Source organism: Streptomyces asiaticus (genome assembly GCF_018138715.1).
In the GTDB taxonomy this organism is placed as follows: Bacteria; Actinomycetota; Actinomycetes; order Streptomycetales; family Streptomycetaceae; genus Streptomyces; species Streptomyces asiaticus.
In genome coordinates, this window is the sequence record NZ_JAGSHX010000006.1 from 8621820 (window position 1) to 8638836 (window position 17017).

14 protein-coding genes and 1 pseudogene are annotated in these 17017 nt (G+C 73.0%); 5 read left to right on the forward strand and 10 right to left on the reverse strand.

The window, feature by feature from the left end:
- Positions 1-135 precede the first annotated feature (135 nt).
- Genes KHP12_RS44650 through KHP12_RS53665 form a run of 3 tightly spaced genes read right to left on the reverse strand, consistent with a single transcriptional unit; the run spans position 136 to position 2997 of the window.
- Complete coding sequence (locus KHP12_RS44650) at positions 136-2607, reverse strand: SpoIIE family protein phosphatase (protein WP_086885667.1); 2472 nt, start codon at positions 2605-2607, stop codon at positions 136-138.
- Positions 2608-2644: 37 nt separating this feature from the next.
- The gene (locus KHP12_RS53660) at positions 2645-2785 is read right to left on the reverse strand and encodes a hypothetical protein (protein WP_372455272.1); all 141 of its coding nucleotides are present in this window, start codon (positions 2783-2785) and stop codon (positions 2645-2647) included.
- 26 nt (positions 2786-2811) lie between these two features.
- Positions 2812-2997, reverse strand: a complete 186-nt coding sequence (locus KHP12_RS53665; protein ID WP_372455273.1) for a hypothetical protein — start codon at positions 2995-2997, stop codon at positions 2812-2814.
- A 108-nt stretch (positions 2998-3105) separates the two neighbouring features.
- Between KHP12_RS53665 and KHP12_RS44660 the strand changes: the two genes are divergently transcribed.
- The 4 genes from KHP12_RS44660 to aspA all read left to right on the forward strand — a co-directional run bounded on the left by KHP12_RS44660 (position 3106) and on the right by aspA (position 7913).
- Positions 3106-3861, forward strand: coding sequence for a FadR/GntR family transcriptional regulator (locus KHP12_RS44660; RefSeq protein ID WP_078559035.1), 756 nt, complete (start codon positions 3106-3108; stop codon positions 3859-3861).
- On the forward strand, positions 3858-5297 hold the full coding sequence (locus KHP12_RS44665) for an amino acid permease (RefSeq protein ID WP_086885668.1): 1440 nt from the start codon (positions 3858-3860) through the stop codon (positions 5295-5297). The genes KHP12_RS44660 and KHP12_RS44665 overlap by 4 nt, the downstream gene beginning before the upstream one ends.
- A gap of 88 nt (positions 5298-5385) precedes the next feature.
- Positions 5386-6450 carry an asparaginase gene (locus tag KHP12_RS44670; protein WP_372455274.1) on the forward strand — a complete coding sequence of 355 codons (1065 nt, stop codon included), beginning with the start codon at positions 5386-5388 and terminating at the stop codon, positions 6448-6450.
- Between the two features lie 47 nt (positions 6451-6497).
- On the forward strand, positions 6498-7913 hold the full coding sequence (gene aspA, locus KHP12_RS44675; protein ID WP_086886109.1) for an aspartate ammonia-lyase: 1416 nt from the start codon (positions 6498-6500) through the stop codon (positions 7911-7913).
- Here the strand turns inward: aspA and KHP12_RS44680 are convergent.
- Both KHP12_RS44680 and KHP12_RS44685 read right to left on the reverse strand, forming a co-directional pair.
- Complete coding sequence (locus KHP12_RS44680) at positions 7896-9197, reverse strand: GAF domain-containing protein (RefSeq protein ID WP_211834545.1); 1302 nt, start codon at positions 9195-9197, stop codon at positions 7896-7898. The genes aspA and KHP12_RS44680 overlap by 18 nt on opposite strands.
- Before the next feature lie 454 nt (positions 9198-9651).
- Positions 9652-10236, reverse strand: a pseudogene (locus KHP12_RS44685) (PAS domain S-box protein); the annotation flags it as partial.
- Positions 10237-10469: 233 nt separating this feature from the next.
- Between KHP12_RS44685 and KHP12_RS44690 the strand changes: the two are divergent.
- Positions 10470-11372: an SCO4651 family lipoprotein gene (locus KHP12_RS44690; protein ID WP_086885708.1), complete on the forward strand. Its 903-nt coding sequence runs from the start codon at positions 10470-10472 to the stop codon at positions 11370-11372.
- Positions 11373-11457: 85 nt separating this feature from the next.
- Here the strand turns inward: KHP12_RS44690 and KHP12_RS44695 are convergent, their stop codons facing one another.
- From KHP12_RS44695 to KHP12_RS44715, 5 genes are all read right to left on the reverse strand, one after another.
- The gene (locus KHP12_RS44695; RefSeq protein WP_086885707.1) at positions 11458-11706 is read right to left on the reverse strand and encodes a DUF5133 domain-containing protein; all 249 of its coding nucleotides are present in this window, start codon (positions 11704-11706) and stop codon (positions 11458-11460) included.
- A gap of 112 nt (positions 11707-11818) precedes the next feature.
- Positions 11819-13345, reverse strand: a complete 1527-nt coding sequence (locus KHP12_RS44700) for an FAD-dependent oxidoreductase (RefSeq protein WP_086885706.1) — start codon at positions 13343-13345, stop codon at positions 11819-11821.
- A gap of 85 nt (positions 13346-13430) precedes the next feature.
- Positions 13431-13961 carry a hypothetical protein gene (locus tag KHP12_RS44705; protein ID WP_086885705.1) on the reverse strand — a complete coding sequence of 177 codons (531 nt, stop codon included), beginning with the start codon at positions 13959-13961 and terminating at the stop codon, positions 13431-13433.
- 36 nt (positions 13962-13997) lie between these two features.
- Positions 13998-15323 carry an ANTAR domain-containing protein gene (locus KHP12_RS44710; protein ID WP_107471912.1) on the reverse strand — a complete coding sequence of 442 codons (1326 nt, stop codon included), beginning with the start codon at positions 15321-15323 and terminating at the stop codon, positions 13998-14000.
- A 91-nt stretch (positions 15324-15414) separates the two neighbouring features.
- On the reverse strand, positions 15415-16869 hold the full coding sequence (locus tag KHP12_RS44715; protein ID WP_086885704.1) for a serine hydrolase domain-containing protein: 1455 nt from the start codon (positions 16867-16869) through the stop codon (positions 15415-15417).
- Positions 16870-17017 lie beyond the last annotated feature (148 nt).

The following is a 17017-nucleotide window of genomic DNA, read 5'->3' on the forward strand; positions in this document are numbered from 1 at the left end:
AGGCCAGCCGCCGCCCCCACAGGTCCTCGCCGCCGACCGGCCTCCGCACCTCGGATGCCCCCCTCCTGTTGGCACAAGGCCAGTGTGCGGGAGTCAGCCGATCATGAACAGGGCAGGGGTGCGCCGGAGCGTGCTTCATGCCGCATCCGGGAGGTCGCGTTCCGGGAGGTCCCGTTCGGGGAGGTCTTGTTCGGCCCAGATGAGCTTGCCGCCCTCGGTGTAGCGGGTGCCCCAGCGGCGGGTCAGCTGGGCGACGAGGAACAGCCCCCGGCCGCCCTCGTCGGTGGTGCGGGCGTGGCGCAGCCGCGGCGAGGTGTTGCTGGTGTCGGTGACCTCGCAGATCAGCACGTCGTGCCGGATCAGCCGCAGCCGGATGGGGCCGGTGCCGTGGCGGATGGCGTTGGTGACCAGCTCGCTGACGATCAGTTCCGTGGTCGTCATCAGCTCGTCCAGCTCCCACTCGGCGAGCTGGCGCATGGCCAGGGAGCGGGCACTGGCGACGACGGCCGGATCGGAGGGCAGGTCCCAGGAGACGACATGTCCGGTGCCCAGACCGTGCGTACGGGCCAGCAGCAGGGCCACGTCGTCGGTCTGCGGGGAGGTCAGCAGGGTGTCGACCACCGTGCGGCAGAGCTCCTCCAGCGGCAGCACGGCCTGGCCGAGGGCGTTGCTCAGCCGGCTGAGGCCGACGTCGATGTCCTGGTCGCAGGTCTCGATGAGCCCGTCGGTGTAGAGGGCGATCAGGCTTCCGGCGGGCAGCTCCAGCTCCGCCGACTCGAACGGCAGCGACCCCAGGCCCAGCGGGGGACCGGCGGGCAGCGCGGGGAAGGTGACCTCGCCCGAGGGGTCCACGATCGCGGGGGTCGGGTGGCCCGCCCGCGCCATCGTGCACCGCCGGGTGACCGGGTCGTAGATCGCGTACAGACACGTGGCGCCCATCACCGCGGCCGCCACGCCCTCCTGTCCTGCCTCCTCCTCGGTGAGCCGGATGACCAGGTCGTCGAGGTGGGCCAGCAGTTCCTCGGGCGGCAGGTCCATGTCGGCGAGCGTGTGCACGGCGGTGCGCAACCGCCCCATGGTGGCCGCGGCGTTGATGCCGTGCCCGACCACGTCGCCGACCACCAGCGCCACCCTGGCGCCGGACAGCGGGATCACATCGAACCAGTCGCCGCCGACCCCGTTGCGCGCGTCCGTGGGCAGATAGCGCGAGGCCACCTCGACGGCCTGGCCGCCGCTCAGGGCGTGCGGCAGCAGACTGCGCTGGAGGGCCAGCGCGGTGGCGTGCTCACGGCTGTAGCGGCGGGCGTTGTCGATGTTCAGCGCCGCCCGTGCGACCAGCTCCTCGGCGAGCAGCAGATCGTCCTCCTCGAACGGGTCCGGATGGTCGGAGCGGACGAACGAGGCCACGCCCAGGACGGCGCCGCGGGCGCAGATCGGGACCACGATCAACGAGCGCATCCCGAATTCGTGCACCTTCCGCGTCCGGTCCGGGTCCTCGCCGCTCCACGCTTGCAGGGCGACGTCCAGCTCCGGATCCAGCACCGCCTCTCCCTCGAGGAAGCTACAGGCGAAGGGCGACGCCGGGGAGATGGTGATCGGATCACCGCGCGCCGCGATGGACTCGGGGCAGCCCTCGTGGATGGACGTCTGGCCGGCGCGCCGGAAGGGCGGGATGGCCCGGGGGGGCCGCGCCGAGGGCTCCTCGCCGCGCAGGACGGACTCCAGCAGATCCACGGTGACGAAGTCGGCGAGCCTGGGCACCGCGAAGTCGGCCACCTCCTGCGCGGTGCGCATGACGTCCAGCGTGCTGCCGATCTGCTCGCCGGCCTCGTTCAGCAGGGCCAGCCGCTCCCGGGCCCGCCAGCGGTCGGTGACGTCGATGACCATGTGGCACACGGCCACCGGACGGCCCTCGGCGTTGTCCAGGCGGAAGAAGGAGGTCGAGTACGCGTGCTCGCGGTGGGGCGCGGCCATCGTCCAGCCCCGGTACTCGTAGTCGATCACCGGCTTGCCGGTCTTCAGTACCTGCCGCAGCTGTGCCTCGAGCGCCTCGGTGTCCACCCCCGGCAGGCACTCCGCCATCCGGCGCCCTATCCGCTGCTCACGGGGTAGCCCGCCGTAGCGCTCCAGCGTGTCGTTGAGCCACACATACCGCAGATCCGGGCTGAGCACGGCGATCCCGACCGGCGACCGGGTGAGGAACGCCTGGAGCAGCGAGCCGCTGAGCGCCCAGGTCGGGATGGAGCCCACATCGATCCCGGAGACCAGCCAGGAGACCTCGCCGTCCGGGTCGTGTATGGCGGAGACCCGCAGCCCCACCTCGATCCGGTGGCCGTCCCGGTGCCGGAGCCGGCCCAGACCTCCCCAGCCGTCGTGCTCCTGGCACCACGAGCCGATCGCCTCGGCCTTCGCCGCGTCCTCCGGCGCCGTCAGCAGCATCCTGGCCGACTGCTTCATCGCATCCGCCGCCGGATAGCCGAGGAGTCTCTCCGCCGTCGGGGTCCAGCCGATGATGGTCCCCGTGACGTCGATCAGCGCCGAGGCCGCATCCGCCATGTCGAACGGGACATGCGTCTCGGTCGGCGCGATTCCCTGGGGGATGGCCATCGCACCCGTCCCATCTGCGGATACATTTCCCTTAATACTATGACTTCTGCGCCTCCCCGGCGGTGAACCGCACGGCGCGGCCGAGGCCCTGGCGCGCCTTGACGCCGTACGCGCGGTTGTGGGCCCGGACCACGATGGCCACCCCGGCCCGGTCGGGGGCCACGTCGACGGCGACCACGGGCACATGGGCGCGCCGGGTGGCGCTCAGCCCGGGGGGGCGATGGTGGCGGAGTCGATCGGGGAGACGACCAGGCCCTTGACGTCCTTGGCCGGCAGATTGTCGATATCGGTGATCTGTTTGCCCGGGTCCGCACCGCCGCCGCGGCCCGCGGCGGCCGGGCCGCACAGCAGGAGCAGGGCCGCGGTGGCGGTGGCGAGGCGGTGGGGCATGGGGTCTCCGACGCTCGGGACGAATACCTCATATCAATACAGAACGGGCGAAAATCAGAGGAAAGTCGACCCTTGACAACCCTCCGGTGTACGTCCGAGGATCGCCGCGTGAACTTGTCAGACAGCCAGACAGGTGGCTCCGGATTCGCCTCCCCTCGTCGCATCAGCGCGATGGAAGCGGTTCTCACCCACCTCCGGGAAGCGATCGAGCGCGGCGATTACGCGGTGGGGGACAAACTCCCCTCCGAGGCCGAGCTCTGCCGCCGCCTGGAGGTGAGCCGGCCGGTGCTCCGCGAGGCCCTCAGGGCCTTGCAGACGATGGGGCTGACCGCCTCGCGCACCGGCAAGGGCACCTTCGTCATCTCCAGCGGCCCGGTGGAGGACCCCACCTTCGGCGACTACGCCGCGAGCGACCTGCTGGAGGTGCGCCGGCACATCGAGATCCCGGTGGCGGGCTACGCGGCGCTGCGCCGCTCCGCCGAGGACCTCGACCACCTGTCCCATCTGCTGGAGCGGATGGAGCGGGAGACCGACACCACCGCATGGGTGGCGATGGACACGCTGTTCCATCTCGCCGTCGCCCAGGCGGCCCGGAACCCGGTCTTCCGGCGGGTCATCGAGGAGATCCGCGATGCCCTGGCCCGGCAGTCGGCATTTCTCAACGAACTCGGCGGCCGCCGCGAGCAGTCGAACCGGGAGCACCGGGCGATCGTCGAGGCGCTCGCCGACGGGTCCGAACACGACGCGGTGGGGGCCATGTCCCACCACCTCGAACGCGTGGAGACCACCCTGACCTCCATCGTGCGGCCCGCCGCGGCGGACGACCGGACGACAGCACCGACAGAAGGCGGACAGCAGGCGTGAGCGAGCAGTCCCTCCGGCAAGAAGACCGCCAACAGCACCAGGCCGGGAGCCCCGCGCATGTGGACGCGGGCGACGCCGGTTACAGCAAGTCCCTCAAGGCCCGGCACGTCAACATGATCGCCATCGGCGGCGCCATCGGCACCGGCCTCTTCCTCGGCGCGGGCGGGCGGCTCAAGGACGCCGGGCCGTCACTGGCCCTGGCGTACGCGGTCTGCGGCCTCTTCGCCTTCCTGGTCGTACGCGCCCTGGGCGAGCTGGTGCTGCACCGGCCGTCCTCCGGCGCGTTCGTCTCCTACGCCCGTGAGTTCCTCGGCGAGAAGGGCGCCTTCGTCGCGGGCTGGATGTACTTCCTGAACTGGGCCACCACCGGGGTCGCCGACATCACGGCCGTGGCGACGTACACCCACTACTGGGGGATGTTCACCGAGATCCCGCAGTGGGCGATCGCCCTGGTCGCGCTGGCCGTGGTGCTCACGGTCAATCTGATCTCGGTGAAGATCTTCGGTGAGCTGGAGTTCTGGTTCGCGATCATCAAGGTCGGCGCGCTCGTCGTCTTCATGGCGATCGGCATCTTCCTGCTGGTCACCCGCGAGCAGGTGGCCGGTGGCAGCACCGGGCCCAGCCTGATCACCGACCACGGCGGCGTCTTCCCGCACGGTGTGCTGCCGATGCTGCTGGTCATCCAGGGCGTCGTCTTCGCCTACGCCTCCGTGGAACTGGTCGGCGTGGCCGCGGGCGAGACCGAGAACCCCGAGAAGATCATGCCCAAGGCGATCAACTCCATCATGTGGCGCGTGGCCCTGTTCTACGTCGGCTCCGTGGTGCTGCTCTCGATGCTGCTGCCCTCCGGCTCCTACTCGGGCGACGAGAGCCCGTTCGTCACCGTGCTGTCCAAGATCGGCGTCCCGGCGGCCGGCGGCGTGATGAACCTCGTCGTGCTCACCGCCGCGATGTCCAGCCTCAACTCGGGTCTGTACTCCACCGGCCGGATCCTGCGCTCGATGGCGATGTCCGGCTCCGCGCCCAAGTTCACCGGCACCATGAGCCGCACCCATGTGCCCTACGGAGGCATCCTGCTCACCGCCTTCTTCTGTGTGCTGGGCGTGGGCCTGAACTATGTGGTGCCGGACAAGGCGTTCGAGATCGTGCTCAACTTCGCCGCCATCGGCATCCTCTCGACCTGGGCCATCATCATGCTCTGTCATCTGCTGTTCTGGCGGCGCGCCCAGGCCGGTCAGGTCAGCCGCCCCGGCTACCGGCTCCCCGGCTCCCCGTACACCGAGATCGTCACCCTGGGCTTCCTCGCCTCCGTCCTCGTCCTGATGTGGGCGGACGGCGGCCCCAGCCGGCTGACCGTCATGGCGCTTCCGGCGATCCTGGCGGCGCTGGTCATCGGCTGGTACGTGGCCCGCAGCCGGATGAAGGACCCCTCGTGAGCCCCTACTGAGGAATCGTTTCTCCCCCGCGGCCGTACCACCCCCGGACGCCCTCTCCCTCCACCACCACCCGGAGGAATCCCACCCCGTGAACACCCCCGACCACGAGAGCACCACCATGAACACCCCCCTCGGACGGACTGACGACGCGACCCGCCGTACCCCGGCCGAACCCCCCGCCATCCGTGAACCCCGCCATGTGCCGCTCGCCCATGTGGTGCGCGGCGGGGCCATCGAGGGCGTCCACCACGGCTCGGTCGTCGTCCTGGCCGCCGACGGCCGAGTCGCCTTCCAGGCCGGCGACATCGACGTGGCCTTCTACCCGCGCTCCGCGCTCAAGCCCGTCCAGGCCGTCGCCCTGCTGCGGGCCGGGCTGCCGCTGGACGGGGAGCTGCTGTCGCTCACCGCCGCCAGCCACTCGGGCCAGCCGCGCCATCTGGACGGCGCCCGCCGCATCCTCGACCGGGCCGGGCTCACCGAGGCCGACCTGCGCAACACCCCGGACCTGCCGTACGGCGCCGCCGAGCGCGACGCCTGGCTGCGCGACGGCGGCGAGCCCACCCGGCTCGCCCAGAACTGCTCCGGCAAGCACGCCGCGATGCTGCTCACCGCCCAGCTGCGCGGCTGGCCGCTGGCGGACTACCTGGACCCGGCCCATCCGCTCCAGCGGCTGATCGCCGAGACCGTGGAGGACCTCACCGGGCAGGGCATCGCCCGGGTCTCGGTCGACGGCTGCGGCGCGCCGCTGTTCTCCGTCTCCCTGCGCGGGCTCGCGACGGCCGCCGCCCGGATCGCCTCCGGCGCCATGGACACCCCCGAGGGGCGGGTCGCGGCCGCCCTGCGCGCCCACCCGGACATGGCCTCCGGCACCGACCGGGACGTGGCCCGGCTGATGCGCGCCGTACCGGGCCTGATCGCCAAGGACGGCTTCGAGGGCGTGCAGATCGCGGCGCTGCCCGACGGCCGGGCCGTCGCCGTGAAGATCGCCGACGGTGCGGACCGCGCCCGGATGCCGGTGACCGCCGCGGCCCTCGCCCACTGCGGGATCGACCCCGGTGTGCTCGCCGAGTTCGCCACCACGCCGGTGTACGGCGGCGGGGCCGCCGTCGGCGGTGTGCACCCCACCGACGTCCTGGCCCCGGCCACCGCCTGACCCCGCCCACCCTCCCCCTCACCAGGAACCGAGGAAGACCGCACACCATGAGCGCCACCGGCCATCGCCGCGAACACGACCTGCTCGGCGACCGCGACGTCCCCGCCGACGCCTACTGGGGCATCCACACCCTGCGCGCCGGCGAGAACTTCCCCATCACCGGCACCTCCATCTCCGCCTATCCGCACCTGATCAGCGCCCTGGCCGCCGTCAAGGAGGCCGCCGCCCGCGCCAACGAGGACCTCGGGCTGCTCACCACGCGGAAGGCCGACGCCATCGCGGCCGCCTGCCAGGAGATACGCCGGGGCGCCCTGCACGACCAGTTCACCGTCGATGTGATCCAGGGCGGCGCCGGGACCTCGACCAACATGAACGCCAACGAGGTGATCGCCAACCGGGCGCTGGAGCTCCTCGGCCACGAGAAGGGCGACTACGCCCACCTCCACCCCAACGAGGACGTCAACCTCAGTCAGTCCACCAACGACGTCTACCCGACCGCCGTCAACGTCTCCACGATCATCGCCGTCCGCGAGCTCCACGCGGCCATGGAGACGCTGCGCCGGGCGTTCGCCGCCAAGGCCGAGGAGTTCCACGACGTCCTGAAGATGGGGCGCACCCAGCTCCAGGACGCGGTGCCCATGACGCTGGGCCAGGAGTTCTCGGCGTACGCCGTGATGCTGGAGGAGGACCAGAGCCGGCTGCTGGAGGCCGCCACCCTGGTGCACGAGATCAACCTCGGCGCGACCGCCATCGGCACCGGCCTCAACGCGCCCAAGGGCTACGCCGAGGCCGCCCGCCGCCACCTCGAGGCCATCACCGGACTGCCGCTGGTCACCGCCGCCAACCTGGTCGAGGCCACTCAGGACTGCGGCGCCTTCGTCCATCTGTCGGGCGTCCTCAAGCGCATCGCCGTCAAGCTCTCCAAGAGCTGCAACGACCTGCGGCTGCTCTCCTCGGGGCCGCGGGCCGGGTTCAACGAGATCAACCTGCCCCCGGTGCAGGCCGGTTCCAGCATCATGCCCGGCAAGGTCAACCCGGTGATCCCCGAGGTGGTCAACCAGGTCGCCTTCGAGGTGATCGGCAACGACGTCGCCATCACGATGGCCGCCGAGGCGGGGCAGCTCCAGCTCAACGCCTTCGAGCCGATCATCCTGCACTCCCTCTCGGAGAGCGTCACCCATCTGCGCGCCGCCTGCCTGGTGCTGGCCGAGCGGTGCGTCGCGGGTATCACCGCCAACACCGAGCGGCTGCGCACCTCCGTGGAGAACTCCATCGGCCTGGTCACCGCGCTCAACCCGTACATCGGCTACAGCGCGGCCACCAGCATCGCCAAGGAGGCCCTCGCCACGGGCCGCGGTGTGGCCGAACTCGTCCTGGAGAAGGGCTTGCTGCCCGCCGACCGCCTGGCCGAGGTCCTGCGCCCCGAGGAGGTCGCGGGGCAGCCCTCAGGGCTCCGTTCGTAGCCGCGCGACTTCTGGGGCCGAGCTGTGGGGGAGGAGTTCGGTGGGGTGGTCCGGGCTTGCCACGGCGATGTGGACGCTGTCGGCGATGCGGTAGGGGCGGTGCGCCAGTACCGCCCCGACGCGGCCGCGCAGCCGGGACATCGCGGCCCGTACGGTCACCGTCCGCGACGGGTCCCCGAACAGGTCCTGGGCCAGCTGGGCCGCCGTGCGCCCCTCGGGGTGCGCGGCGAGCACCAGCAGCACCTCGGCCTGGCGGGCGCTGAGCTCATGGGTCCAGGTGCCCGAGGGGCCCGAGAAGGTCAGGGTCCAGCGGTGCGGATGGCGTACGTCCAGCAGCAGATCGCCCCAGCCGGCCGGGCCGCCCCCCGCGGAGGTCTCGCCGTCCAGCACCCGCAGCAGATGGCCGCCGGGCAGCGGTTCCACCGCGCACGCGCCGAGCGCGGGCAGCCACACCGGCCCGTCGTACGGCGCCTTCGGCAGCGGCAGCCGGTGCTCGCGCGGGGTCACCCCGGTGACCCCGGCGATCCAGCCGTGCTGGTCGACCACGACGGCCTTGCCGTGGATCCGCGCCAGCAGCGGCGCGGCGACCGCGCGCAGGCCCTCCAGCTCCCGGCTGTGGGCGAGGCGCAGTTCGCCCTCGGCCCACCGGGCGGTCGCGGTGACCAGGGAGAGCACCGTCGGATGGGCGGTTCCGGCGGGGCCGCTGACGTCGATGACGCCCAGCAGCCGTCCGTCGCGCGGGTCGTGGACCGGGGCGGCGGCGCAGCTCCAGGGGTGGAAGGCGCTCACGAAGTGCTCCGCCGAATGCACCCGTACGGGGGACTTCACGGCGAGCGCGGTGCCGATTCCGCTGGTCCCGGCGACGTCCTCGGCCCAGTGCGAACCCTCCACGAGCGCGATGCCGTCGGCCTGCCGACGCACCCCCCGATGGCCGTCGATCCACAGGATCCGGCCCTCCGCATCGGCGATGATCATGATGTGCGCGGCCGCCTCCGCCGCCTCCAGCAGCCCGTCCCGCAGGGTGGGCAGCACCTCGGCCAGCCGGGTCTGCCGCCTCCGCCGCTCCAGTTCGTCCAGGCCCAGCGGCCGTGGCGCGCGGCCGTGATCGGGGTCGAGCCCCAGGCGCAGCATCCGGTCCCAGGAGGCGCCGATCACCGGGCGGGCGGGCAGCGGAAGCCGTCCCCGGCTCAGCGCCGCCTCGCGGATCACCGCCATGAGACGGGCCGATTCGGTGGGGCTCAGCGCGGCCAGGGGACCGGCGTCGCGTGGGTGCTGGAAATGCATGGATGGCAGCCTTCAGCCTCTGCTGAGCGGGGCTTCGTTGCTCCGCGATTGTAGTGAAGAGGCGCGGCGGGGGCTGCGGTTGTGAAGCGGTGGAGAGGCAACCGAGACGATGCGAGCAGCCCTTCAGGCCGTGGCCTCCTGAGCGCGGGCACGGCGGCCAGTTCGGCCCGGATGGTCTTGCCGGTGGCGGTCTGCCGGGTGCCCCAGCTCTCGGTGAGCTGGGCCAAGCCGCTCGGCGGCCTCCCGGCGGGCCCGGGCCACCACGGCGGGGTTGTCCGGCAGCTCCCAGGTGGCCGCCCGCTCCGCGCCCAGCCCCCGGGCGCGGGCCAGGAGCAGGGCGATGTGCCCCAGCGGCGGCCCACTGGGCAGGTCGAGAAGGGTGGCGGTGCGGGTGGCCGGGCATGGGCGTGGCCAACTCCAGCCGCTGCCCCTCGCCCGTCTCCAGCGCCCGCCGCATCCTCCGCTCGGCCGACTCGGATGCGGGTCCTGGCAGGATCTCCGGGATCCGCAGCCCCCGCATCTCCTCCTGCACCAGGCCCAGCACCCGCTCCAGGTCGTGGTTGACCCAGCGCAGCCGCAGCCCGGTGTCGTAGACCGCCATCGTGCAGGGCCCCTCGAGGAAGGAGCGCCGCATCAACTCCTCGTCCCGGGCCGTGTCCCCGGCGCGCGGTACGGCGGAGACGATCAGCCACTCGGGGGCCCCGGCGGACGAGGTGCGGCGGTGCGCCAGCAGCCCCAGCTCCACGGTGGAGCCATCGCGGCGCAGCAGGGTGACCCGCCCGTTCAGCCGGGCGGGCGGGGCGGGGGAGCGCAGCGCGGCCGACACCTCGGCACGGGCGGGCGAGGAGTCGTGGAGCAGCTCGGCCGCGGGCCTGCCCACGATCTCGGCGGGGCGGTAGCCGAGCAGCCCGCGCGCCGCCTCGTTCCACTGGGTGACGATGCCGTGCTCGTCGACGGTGGTCTTGGCGGTGGCCCCCTCGCCGAGGAGATCGCCCGACCGGATGGACCACTCGTCCCGTGGGGTGTCCGGTCGCGTCATGCCGTCATCTCACTCTTGCCCCGGTCTTCCGCCGTGGGCGAGGTGCCGGCTCCACCGTGGCGCCCTGGGCGGAGAGTGAACCAATGGTCGCGTCTTCACGTATGCCCACGGTCCGAGGGGTCGGCACACGGTGCGCGGCCCGCGCATGAAGGTCGGGGGCCGACTGTCGCTCTCTGCTGGTACTGTCCCGGATCACAGCGAAACGAACAGAAGTTCTGCAAGGGGTGGGGTTTATGGCCATGGTCGTACATGGGGGACATGGCAAGGGTGCCCGTGCGGCCGGTGCCGTGCTCACCGCCGTGCTGCTCTGCGGCGGCGCGGTCGGCTGCGGATCGTCCGGTGCGGACGGGAAGCCCGAGGGCAAGGCGGGGGAGAAGTCCTCGGAGCAGGTGCGGATGGCCCCGGCGGCGGCCGTGCGCGCCGCCGCCAAGAAGAGCGAGAAGCTCACCTCGTTCCGCTACCGGATGAGCGGCCGCACCCCCGAGGACGGACGGATCGAGGGCGAGGCGGCGATGAGCACCAAGCCGCTCGCCGTCAGCATGAAGATGCGCGCGGTCGGTCAGGGCGCGGACGCGGCGGTGGAGATCCGGATGCTCGACGGGGCGATGTACCTCGACGGGGGCAAGGAGGCCGTCGCCGGGCTGGACGGCAAGACCTGGCTCAAGCTGGACCTCGGGGCGCTGGGCGAGAAGGCGGCCGGCGCGCTGGCCGGCGGTACCCTCTCCCGCCAGGCCGACAAGAACCCGGCCGAGGAGTCGGCCTTCCTCTCCGGCGCCGACGATGTGAAGCGGGTCGGCGAGGAGACCATCGACGGGGTGCGCACCACGCACTACCGGGGCACCATCGGTCTCGGCCAGATGCGCGCGAGCCTGAAGGACGAGGACGCGGCGACCCGCGAGCGCCGCGAGAAGAACCTCAAGGCGTACGAGGGGATGGGGATCGACCGGCTGTCCATGGACATGTGGATCGACCAGGACGGCCACACCAAGCGGTTCCGCGTCCGTGGCGAGGGGGACAAGGGCCCGCTCGACATGACCATCACCTTCTCGGCCCTCAACGAGCCGGTCACGGTGAAGGCGCCGCCGGCGAACCAGACCACGGACCTCTCCGAGCTGGCGCGGGGGGCCGAGGGCTGATCCGGCGGGGGCGGCTTCACCGGCAGGCGGTGCGGCGTTTCACCGGGGGCGGCGCGGCGCTTCACCGGTAGGCGGCGCGGCGGGCTCAGGTGCCCGGTGCGCCCGTCCCGGCCGTGAGGGCCGAGTCGTCCTCCACCCGTGCGCCGGGCAGCTGGTGCCGGGCGGCGATGAGGGCGGTGTCCACATCCCGCGTCCCAGTGGAGACGCACAGGGTGTAGGCGAGATCGTCCATCCGCTGTCGTACCTCGGTGCCGCCCGATTCGGCGTGCAGCATCCGCAGCGTCTCGTACTGCTCGATGAGGTTCTGAAGTACGACCGGGTGGGCCATCAGCACGGCAGTGGTCCTTTCTCAGCCGACGGGTTGACGCCAGGCGTGTACCCCCACCGCCGGGGGCCATGTACGTGTTTCATCCAACAGGGCCCGCGGGGGATTCGGACGCCGCGGGTCAGATGTCGTGCCGCTCCAGGGGCTGGTTGGCCGGGCCCTGGAGCACCCGGCCGTCGATGCCGAAGCGGGAGCCGTGGCAGGGGCACTCCCAGGCCCGCTCGGCGGCGTTGAACGCCACCAGACAGCCCAGATGGGTGCAGCGGGCCGAGACCGCGTGAGCTGTGCCGTCCTCGTCCCGGTAGACGGCGCGGCGCCGACCGTCCAGGCGGACCACGGCCCCGGTACCCGGGGCGATCCGGTCGACCGAACCGGCCCCCGGGGTGCTCAGCCGGTCGCCGACGAAATGCTTCCCGACGTGGAACTGATGGCCGAGCAGCGCCGGGGCCTCGCGCAGCGCGGTGCCCAGCCGCCGGGGGTCGTACAGCCCGGCCCACTCCGGCCGCTCACCGCCGATGAGCGCGGTGAGCAGCCGGCCCGCCATGATGCCGCCGCTCAGACCCCAGCCCGCGAAGCCCGTCGCCACATAGGTGTGGCGCGCGCCGGGGTGGAAGGGGCCGACCAGCGGCACGGTGTCGGTCGGGTCGTTGTCCTGGGCGGCCCAGCGGTGGGTGATCCCCACGCCGGGAAAGCGCTCCCGGGTCCAGTCCGTGAGCCGTTCGAAGCGCTCGGAGGTGTCCCCGGTGCCGGGGGTGAAGCTCTCTCCGGTCACGATCAGCAGCCGCTGCCCGTCGCCGTACGGCGCGGTGCGCACCGACCGGGTCCGCTGGTCCGGGGTGATGTACGCGCCCCGCGGATCCCGGTCGGCGGGCAGGGGCCCGGCCACGACGAGTTCGCGGTGCGGCGAGAGCCGGGCGAACAGCAGCGCCCGGTCGAACACCGGGTAGTGGGTGGCGATCACCACGTCCCCGGCCGTCACCACCGCCCCGCCCTCCGTGGTGACCCGGCAGGGGGTGCCCTCCTCCAGGCCGGTGGCGCGGGTGTGCTCATGGATGAGCCCGCCGCGGGCGCGCAGGTCCCCGGCGAGCCCGAGGAGATAGGCGCGCGGATGGAACTGCGCCCCGTCCTCGACCCGGACCGCGCCCGCGACCGGGAAGGGCAGCCCGGTCTCGGTCACATACGAGGCGGGCAGCCCCGCCTCGCGCGCGGCCTCCGCCTCGGCGCGCATGGTGTCCGCGCGCGCCGGGTCCTCGGTGTAGGTGAAGGCCGGGACGCGCTCCAGATCGCAGTCGACGCCGAGCTCGGCCGCGATCGCCGCCGCCCGCTCGACGGCCTCGGACTGCGACCGCGCGTACATCCGCGCGCCCTCCGGCCCACGGGTGCGCCGCAGCCGGTCGTAGATGAGCGAGTGCAGCGCCGTGAGCTTGGCGGTGGTGTGGCCGGTGACGCCCGCCGCGATCCGGTCCGCCTCCAGCACCACCACCCGGTGCCCCGCGCGGGTCAGCTCCCACGCGGTGCTCAGCCCCGCGATCCCGGCGCCGATCACGGCGACATCGACCTCCAGGTCCTCGGTCAGGGCCGGGTGAGGGGTGCCGGGCGGGGCGGTGTCCATCCAGTACGACTCGGGTGCGCCGGGAAGTTCGGTCATCGTTGCCGAGTGCCCACCGGCACCCGGCTGAAGCGGGTGGGCGGACGAACCATGAAGCGGGTGGGGCGGGCGAACCAGCCGCCGCCTACACCGGGCCCTCGGCCGAGATCAGCGCCGAGGCGGCCCGGGAGTGCAGCGAGTCCAGGGTGGTGAGCTGCTGCCCGGCCCGCTCCAGCAGCTCCGCGAGGCGGTCCGTCCGCAGTCGGGTGTCATGGACGGCCACCGCGAGCAGCGAGCGCCACAGCAGCGCCTTGCCCTCCACACCCATCCGCAGCGCCTCCAGCCCCACCAGCGTGTTCACCCCGGTGCGCCGCCGCGGCCGGCTGCCCGGCGTCAGCCGCGCCGTGCGCTCGGCCGCCCGCGACGCGCGGAGCTTGCCGCGGCGGACGGGGACGTCGAGCGAGGCCATGCACCACAGCAGCGACCTGCGGTCCTGGACCAGCTCCGCGGTGAGCCTCGCCAGCTCGCCGCTGTAGACCGAGCGCCGGTGTCTGCGATTCATCCTGCGGGCCAGCCCGACCGCTGCTGTGGCGGCCACCAGATGGTCGTTGAGGTAGATCCCGAGCCACGGCGGCGCGTGGATGCCGCCGGAGCGGGTCGCGGCCGGTACAGCCATGGTCGTCCTCCCGACGCCGGGCCCCGAGCAGCGCTGTCAGGACTGAGACGGGTACCCGCCGGGAGGATTCCCAAGAGACGGCCGCCGCGGAGCCGCTCGGCCGGCCGCGGCCAGGGCGCGCTGGTGCAGGTCTTCGAGCGCGTCCAGCACGACCGTGCGCTCGTGCCACTCGAGCCACGTCCCCGCCCGGGTGGCCAGATCGAGCAGGATCGCGGTCTCCGCGTCGGTCAAGCTGTGCCTGACCTTGGGCACGTGGACCGAGAACACCCCGACGACCTGGCGGGAGGCGCCGGTCATGGGGATGCTGTGCGCGGTGCGGGAGCCGGTCGCCAGGATGACCTCGCGGGCGGTGTCCGAGAAGACGCGGTCGGTGGTGATGTCCGACACCACCGGCCGGGCGCGGGCCGCCGCCGTCGCACACGCCGTCTCGCCCTCGCCGACATGGGAGAAGAAGTCGATGAACTCCCGGTCGAGGCCGTGGTGCTGCTCCATCCGCAGCCCGGCCGGGTCCGCCAGCTGGAGATCCCCCATGTCGGAGCCCACCACCTCCAAGGCCCGGTGCAGCACCCGCTTCGCCACCGTGGAGCGATGGACCTCACCGGGCCGCGCGTCCGGCAGGAACGGCAGCGCCGGAGCCTCCTCGGGGGTGCGCTCCGGAAACCACAGCGGGCTGCCGGGGGCGGGCCGTTCCACCCGCAGCAGCGCGGCCGCCAGGGTCCGCAGTTTCACGTTGTGCGTCTGTGAGCTGCGCTTGAGCAGGGTGAACGCCGTGTGCTCCCCGGGCAGCCGATAGCGCTCCCGCAGAACGCCCTGGGCCTGCGCGATCAGCGGGTGCGAGCGCAGTTTGGCGCGCAGATCGACGGTCTCCCGGCGCAGCCGTATCACCTCCGGCACCGCCGTCCGGCCGCCGCCCGGCGCGGAGGTGTCCCGCGGGGAGGTGTCCGCCGCCGCTCCGCCGCGGGCGGCGACGGCCGCCTCGACGGTGGCGTACATCCGGATCGTGCCGTCCACCAGCACCGTGCGCAGCAGCCGCGCCACGTCGTCGGTGGCCCCGGCGAGGAGCAGCGGGGCACCGGCCTCGGCCAGGGCCCGCGCACAGCGCAGCAGCCCCCGCACACCCTCCGCCGTGATCTCCCGGACCCGTGAGAGGTCCACGAGCACGGCGGTGCCGAGTCTCTCCCGGCCGACCTGCCGCGCGCCCATGAACACGGGGTGGTCCGGCCGGTCGAGATCCCCTTCGGGGCGCAGCAGCCATACCGCGCCCCCCGATGCGGCACCCGGCACCAGGCGCGGCCGCTCGCCCGGCGCGACCGTGCCGGCGCCCCGGTCCTCGTTCCCGCCCGTCGCCTCGATCTCGCGCATTTCCGCCTCGTTCCGCTATCCGTCCGCAGGTGGTTCGGGTCCGGGGGTACCCCGGACCCGTACCAAACCTTGGTCAGACCGGCGGAACGAGTCAACGCGGCCCCGGCGCGCGCATGGCGTGCAGCGGTCCGCGATGCAGCGGCGTGGTGCGCCACCGCGCGGTGAACACGCGGTCCGCGAGGGAGCAGGTGACCACCAGGTGGTGCGGGGTCTCCAGGAACGCGATGTCCACGGTCAGCGTGTCCGGGTCCGTCCAGCCCCCGCTCACCGCCGTGGGAACGGGCGCCTCCGGCCCGGTGTGCACCCGCCACCCCGCGCCGTCGAACCCCAGGTCCAGCCGGGACGCCCGCTCGGCCAGCGAGACGGCCCAGCCGCCGGAGCCGTCCTCGGCCACGGTGACCCCCGTCAGGGTCGGCTGGACCGCGCAGACGCCGCCTTCGGGGGCGAACTCCGCACCCGACCAGGCGCCGGGGTCCGAGAGCGGCGCGGGCTTCGCCGCCAGCGGCGGCAGGGCGAGCCGGGACAGCCGCCGCTCCAGCGCGGCGTCCTCGTCCGCGCGCCCGGTGAGCGGCGCGTCGCCGAACGCGGGCAGCAGATGCTCCCAGACCGCGTCCAGGACGGCCTGCATCCGCTCGGTGTCCGCCGTTGTGGCGATCACCACATCGTGCTCGGGCAGCACCAGGCAGAACTGCCCGTACGCCCCGTCGCCCCGGTACCCGTGGCGGGACATCCAGAACTGGAGCCCGTACCCCCGCCGCCAGTCCGGCCCCGAGCCGTCTGCCATGGGCTCCTCGGTCGGGATCCACGGCCGGGTCGCGTCCTCGACCCAGGAGGCCGGAAGCAGCCGTTCGCCCTCCCACTCACCGCCCCGCAGATACAGCAGCCCCAGCCGGGCGATCGCGTCGGTGGCCGCGAACAGCCCGCTGAAGCCGAGGTCACGCCCGGCCGGCACCTGGAGCCAGGCAGCCTCGCCGATGCCCAGCGGATCGAACAGCCGCGGCCGCAGATACTCCGTCAGCGACTGCCCGGTCACCCGCTGGACGATCGCGGCGAGCGTGTACGTGGCGGGCTGGTTGTACGCGAAGACGGTGCCCGGCGCGCGATCCGGCGGCAGCCGCAGGAAGCCGCGCACGGGCTCCTCCGGGTCCAGGCCGAACGCCCGCTCCAGCGTCTCCTCGAGATGTCCGCTGGCCATGGACGCGACATGGCGTACCAGCATGGCGCGGCTGCCCGGGTCGGTGATCTCCGCCTCGAACTCGGGGAAGTACGAGATCACGGGGGCGTCGAGGTCCAGCAGCCCCTCGGCGACGGCCAGCCCCGCCGCCGTGGAGGTGAAGCTCTTGCTGAGGGAGTAGAGCAGATGCGGCCGCTCGGCGGTGTACGGCGCCCACCAGCCGGAGGCGATCAGCCGGCCGTGGCGCAGGATCATCAGACTGTGCGGCTCGATGTCCGGCGCGCCCTCGACGGCGTCGAGGAAGGCGTGGACGCCCCGCGCGTCCACGCCCTCGGCGGCGGGGGTGCTGGTGGGCAGCGGATGAGCACTCATCAGACGGGTCCTCGTGGGGTCAGGGGTGGGCTGCGCCAACCCTCCCCGGCGGGGCGGCGGGTGTCCAGAGGGTTTTGTGCCGCCTGCCGCCTGCCGCCTGCCGCCTGCCGCCTGCCGCCTGCCGTCCGGCCGCCCGGCCGCCCGGAGG

Excerpts from the sequence above, each read along its gene's own strand:
- KHP12_RS44650 (WP_086885667.1), bottom strand. The coding sequence starts at position 2,607 with ATGGCCATCCCCCAGGGAATCGCGCCGACCGAGACGCATGTCCCGTTC.
- KHP12_RS44690 (WP_086885708.1), top strand. The coding sequence starts at position 10,470 with ATGGCCATGGTCGTACATGGGGGACATGGCAAGGGTGCCCGTGCGGCC.
- KHP12_RS44715 (WP_086885704.1), bottom strand. The coding sequence starts at position 16,869 with ATGAGTGCTCATCCGCTGCCCACCAGCACCCCCGCCGCCGAGGGCGTG.
- KHP12_RS44700 (WP_086885706.1), bottom strand. The coding sequence starts at position 13,345 with ATGACCGAACTTCCCGGCGCACCCGAGTCGTACTGGATGGACACCGCC.
- KHP12_RS44705 (WP_086885705.1), bottom strand. The coding sequence starts at position 13,961 with ATGGCTGTACCGGCCGCGACCCGCTCCGGCGGCATCCACGCGCCGCCG.
- KHP12_RS44710 (WP_107471912.1), bottom strand. The coding sequence starts at position 15,323 with ATGCGCGAGATCGAGGCGACGGGCGGGAACGAGGACCGGGGCGCCGGC.
- aspA (WP_086886109.1), top strand. The coding sequence starts at position 6,498 with ATGAGCGCCACCGGCCATCGCCGCGAACACGACCTGCTCGGCGACCGC.
- KHP12_RS53665 (WP_372455273.1), bottom strand. The coding sequence starts at position 2,997 with ATGCCCCACCGCCTCGCCACCGCCACCGCGGCCCTGCTCCTGCTGTGC.
- KHP12_RS44680 (WP_211834545.1), bottom strand. The coding sequence starts at position 9,197 with ATGCATTTCCAGCACCCACGCGACGCCGGTCCCCTGGCCGCGCTGAGC.